Below are 4,946 nucleotides of genomic sequence, written 5' to 3' on the forward strand. Positions count from 1 at the left end.
GGGCCGGAGGTCGTACTGGCCCGGTTTGTCGGGAACCGGTAGCCCCACCCAGAGCCGCATTTTTCCTACCGCCGGTTGAAGGCGCCGGCGATTAAAAGAAGGCGCAGTAGAATCAACAGGCTGGACACCAGGGCGGCGACGTAGGTCAGCGCCGCGGCGGAGAGAATCTTCCGCGCCCCGATCTGCTCCTCGGGCTCCAGGTAGCCCCCGTCGCGCAGGATGGCCAGGGCCCGCGAGCTGGCGTTGAACTCCACCGGCAGCGTTATGAGCTGGAACAGCAAGAGGAGCGTGAAGCAGCCGATGCCGACCCAGACCAGCGGCTCGATGGCGAATATGAGCCCGGCGATGAAGAGCGGCAGGTATAGCCAGGAGCCGATTCTCGTCGCGGGAACGACGGCGTTGCGCAAGTGGAGCGGGAAGTAACCGCTAGAGTGCTGGATGGCGTGTCCAACCTCGTGGGCCGCCACCCCCAGCGCGGCCACGGAGGGCGAATGGGCCACGTCGGCGGAAAGGTACAGCTTCCGCGTCCGCGGGTCGTAGTGGTCCGACAGCCGACCGCCCACCACCTCTATCTCCACGTCTGGCAGCCCGGCCTCGGCCAGGATGCCTGCCGCCACCTGCGCCCCGGTCAACCCGCCCCGCGTCCGGACCTTCGAGTAGCGGCGGAAGCGCGAGCTGACCAGGGACTGGGCGATGAGCCCCAGGATGAGCCCCGGCAGGAGCAGGAGAATCGTCCAGTCGTTGTAGAACCAGCCGAAACCATAAAACATGGGGGGGCCTCCGAGCCGCTCCTTTTCGCCCCATTATAACCACTCTCCCGCCGGCTGACCACACCCCCTCGACCACCCTGAGGGGATTTATAAAGGTAGCCCGCACCCGCACATCCCTCTCCCTACGGGAAAGGTAGGGGGGACCTTTAGATAAAACGCGGCGGGGATGGGTATCTGCGACCGAAGGTAATCCCCGCCCTACGTCCACTCCCTCCCACCTTGGGGGAGGGTTGGGGAGGGAGGCGAAGCGGCAGACCACGTTTTTCAACCCACGGGACGCCCCACGTCAAGGATAGTAATGGCGAATCTGGGCTGGTTCAGAACCTAATGCGCCCCACGGTCCTGCTCCGGCAGCCCCCCTCCTTGACCTGCCGCTTCCCGAATTGCATAATCCGGCCGACCCTCGGGGAGGCCTCTTGGAAAAGCAATCGCACAGGATTGCCGGTTTGGAAATCGTCATCGCCAAGGGCGACATCGCGCATCAGGCCTGCGACGCGGTGGTCAACGCGGCGAACAACCACCTGTGGATGGGCTCGGGTGTGGCGGGTGCGCTCAAAAAAGCCGGCGGCCCCTCCGTCGAGCGCGAGGCGATGGCGCTGGGGCCGATCGAAGTGGGCCGCGCGGTGACCACGGGCGCCGGGAAGCTGCCGGCACGGTGGGTCATCCACGCGGCGGTGATGGGTCAGGACCTGGAAACCGACGCCGACAAGGTCCGCCGGGCCACGACCAGCGCCCTGGAGGAGGCCGAGCGAATCGGGGCTAAATCCGTCGCCCTGCCCGCCCTGGGTACCGGGGTCGGGGGGCTGGCCATGGAGGATTGCGCCCAGGCCATGCGCGCCGGTCTGGGGGAGGCTATGCCGTTAAAGAGCGTCCGGCGCGTGATTTTCGTCCTCTACGGCCCCCGCGCCTACGAGGCCTTCCGGTCGGCGTTCTGACGATTCAATTTTCGGGGTGGACCTCTTCCCGGGGCAACGCCCCCCGCAAGCCCAATCGGCCCCAGATGCGGGCGAAAAAGAGCACCAGCCGCAGAAACCAGGGGTGTTTGTAACGCCCCCAATTTATCACCCCGATTATCCACTTGTAGAAACTGAAGAGTTTCGGTCCCAACCAAGTCACCAGGCCTCCGCGCCAGTGGTCGCGGCAGTACCGAAGCAGGCATTTGGGGATGTAAGGGGCGGTTTCGATCAGCCAGCGCAGCGTCTTGGGGGTGTAGTAGTTGGCGGGGTTGGTGGCGTACATCGCCGAGTTGTAGGGGTCCGTCATCCGGTCGAGAAACCCGGCGGCCTTCGCCTTGTCGTAGAAAATGGTCTCCGGGAAGGGCGTCAGGGAGTAAGTGACGACGTAGTACGGCTTTTTCAGTTTCAACAGGACATCTATGGTGTCCAGTACGTCCCGCTCCGTCTCGAAAGGGTTGTCTACCAAGACATCGTAACTCTTACCGACCCCGTACTTCGACAGGATCCAGTCGTTTTCCAGGAATTTCTCGTTATCCTGCACGCGCTCGTACACCTCGAGGGAAAGGCGCTTCGAGCCGGTTTGCAACCCTATCCCCGCGTAATCGAACCCGGCGTCGGCCAGGAGCTCGATCCTCCTTTCGGTGGTGAAGCGGGGTATCATGCGGGCGATGAAGGGCAGGCCGACCTCCGCTTTGTACCGGCGGCAGAAATCATCCAGCCATTCGTCGGAACCCATGAAGAAGCTGTCGTCCTGGATGTTGATACCCCGGATGAAGGGCATCTTTTCCCGGGCCCAGAGGATCTCGGCGATGCTGTTATCCACCGTCCGCCGACGCAGCCAGTGCTTGCCGAACTGGCTCCAGAAGAAGTTGTTGACGCAGTACGTGCATTGGTACGGACAACCACGGCTGGTCAGCAGGCGGTAGTACGTCCCCTCCCAGGTGTTGAGCCTTTGGTACGACTCCCACCCCATGGGGAGGATTGCCTCCCCGTTCGAGTAGTAGGAGTGCCGGACGTCGTAATCCGGAAAGGGGAGGGAATCGAGATCGTCAATGAGCTGCAACCGACCGGCGGCGCGGACCTCGTGGGCGTTTTCACCGGGGAGGAGGAAGTTGGGCAACCGGCGGTTTCCCCCGCTCTCCGTCTCGTCCAGGTAGGCGGTCCAGGTGGGCTCCGCTTCGGTCAGGCAGACCGCGTCGGCGTAAGGCAGGCATTCCTCCGGGCGGATGGCGGCGTGGATCCCGCCCCACACCACGTGACGGCCACTGGCCCGGGCGCGCTCGGCCACCCGCACCGCCCGGTGGTACTCCGGCGTCATCACCGACAGGCCCACCACGTCTATGGAGAGCTCGTCCAAGAGGTTCGCGAAACCGGCCAACTCGCCGGGTGTCTCGAACCGGCGGTCCTGGAAGGTCGCACTTTCCTTGATGAGGAACAGGAGGTATGTCGGGTGACCGGCGGCGTTTCCCAGGGCGGATAGGAGGCGCAATCCGGGGGCGTACGCCAGGGAATCGAAGCAGACCAGGAGTGTATTTGCCATTTATTCGCCCGATAAAAAAGGAAGCTGAATCAAGCCAAAACTCACTATAGCACAGAACTGCGGGCGTTTCCACGACGCGGTTGATAGTTGGCGGCGGTTGGGGGACAATAGGCGCAACACTTTTTCGCCCGACGCTGTTTTACAACATCATCTCAACTATGACGGTCGCTTCAGCCCCGGCGAGCGTCAATCCGGCGATGAGCGACAAAGCGATTAAAAGCGGCCTCACGGGTCTCCGCAACGTTAAAGTAACGCGGAACTACATCCTCCTGATCGCGGCCATCTTCGCCGCGGAGCTGGGGTACGGGATAGTCATCCCGGCGCTCCAGCTCTACTCGACGAAGGTCCTGGGCGCCACGGTGGGGCTGGTCGGTGTGGCAATCGCGGCCTTCCCCTTCACCAACACTTTTTTGAAAATCTTCGGCGGCTCCCTGGCCGACCGCTACGGGCGACGGCTGATGATCGCCATCGGCCTGACCATCTCCTGCCTGAGCCCCCTCCTTCTCTCGCTGATCAACGTCTCCTGGCTGATTTGGCTCTACATCCCCATCCGCGCCATGGACGGCACGGGGAACTCGGTCATCTGGCCGGCGGCCAACGCCATGGTGGCGGACATGATGGGGCGCAAGCGCCGCGACGCCGCCCTGGGCGTGCTGAACCTGAGCTTCGCCCTGGGCTCCGGTGTCGGGCCGGCCATCGGGCTGTACCTCATGGACTGGTTCGGGGGGGTCGAGGGGGGAGGCGCCAAGTGGACCTTCTGGACGGCGTCCATCCTCATCGGTCTGACGGCGTTGGGCGCTTTCGTCTTCATGCAGGAGACCCTGCGCCGTCGGAGGAAGGAACCCGCGAAGGCTCCGCGCAGAGCCGACGTCATCCACGACTGGTGGAGAGAGCTGGGACAGGCCCTGTCGGCGCTCTACAAGAACGGCAAGCTCCTGGCCCTCTCCCTCCAGGGCTTCATCAACATGTTCATCGTGGGCATCAACACGAGCGTCCTGGTGTTCTACGCCGATAACGTGCTCCGGCTTCAGACCTACCAGATAGGCTTCGGCTTTCTGTTTTTGTCCCTCTCGACGATTCTTTGCGTGTACCCGGCGGGGCGGTACGCCGAGCGTATCGGCCGCAAGTACCTGATGATTTTCGGGATGTTTCTGGTCTCGTCGGCCATGGTCATGCTCCCCTTCATCACCCGGGCCGGTTTCTACTACACCATGATGCTCCTGTCGGGGGCGGGCGTGGCGATGATTCTGCCGAGCTGGATGAGCCTTACCGTGGAGAACATGCCGCTGCGCGGTCGGGCCACGGTGCTGGGCGGCGTGGGCACCATCACCTCCTTCGGCCTGGTGGTCGGCCCCATCGTCGCCGGCTACCTTTACGAGGGAATCGCGCCCCAGGCGCCGTTCTTCTTCGCCGCAGCCCTCATCGCGGCCAACGCCGTCTTCATCACCTACGTCTTCCGCGACCACCACGAGCGTAACCGCTACCGGCGGGCCGAGTACCGTTCGCCCTACTACGTGCCCCGGGACTGACGGGGTGAGCAATAACCTCGTAGGGGCCGACACTCGGTCGGCCCGCGGGAGAGCCTTCAAGCCCGCCCCTACGTCAACGCAATTGACGAGGCACGTGCCGGTGTGAGGGCTGCCGCATGTCCCCTCTCCCCTTTGGGGAGAGGGTTAGGGT

Annotated in this window: 4 protein-coding genes; 2 read left to right on the forward strand and 2 right to left on the reverse strand. The window is 63.7% G+C overall.

Features of this window, described 5'->3' with window-relative positions; genetic code table 11:
* Positions 1 to 65: 65 nt before the first annotated feature.
* A complete protein-coding gene (locus VM054_04560; GenBank protein ID HUT98330.1) occupies positions 66 to 770 on the reverse strand; it encodes a zinc metallopeptidase in 705 nt (234 codons plus the stop codon).
* Between the two features lie 416 nt (positions 771 to 1,186).
* On the opposite strand from VM054_04560, the gene VM054_04565 reads away from it, so the two are divergent.
* Positions 1,187 to 1,705, forward strand: a complete 519-nt coding sequence (locus VM054_04565) for a macro domain-containing protein (GenBank protein ID HUT98331.1) — start codon at positions 1,187 to 1,189, stop codon at positions 1,703 to 1,705.
* A 4-nt stretch (positions 1,706 to 1,709) separates the two neighbouring features.
* Here the strand turns inward: VM054_04565 and VM054_04570 are convergent, their stop codons facing one another.
* Positions 1,710 to 3,266, reverse strand: a complete 1,557-nt coding sequence (locus VM054_04570) for a radical SAM protein (GenBank protein HUT98332.1) — start codon at positions 3,264 to 3,266, stop codon at positions 1,710 to 1,712.
* A 197-nt stretch (positions 3,267 to 3,463) separates the two neighbouring features.
* Between VM054_04570 and VM054_04575 the strand changes: the two genes are divergently transcribed.
* Positions 3,464 to 4,795, forward strand: coding sequence for an MFS transporter (locus VM054_04575; GenBank protein ID HUT98333.1), 1,332 nt, complete (start codon positions 3,464 to 3,466; stop codon positions 4,793 to 4,795).
* The last annotated feature ends 151 nt before the right edge of the window (positions 4,796 to 4,946 follow it).

The organism is bacterium, assembly GCA_035528375.1.
In the GTDB taxonomy this organism is placed as follows: domain Bacteria; phylum RBG-13-66-14; class RBG-13-66-14; order RBG-13-66-14; family RBG-13-66-14; genus RBG-13-66-14.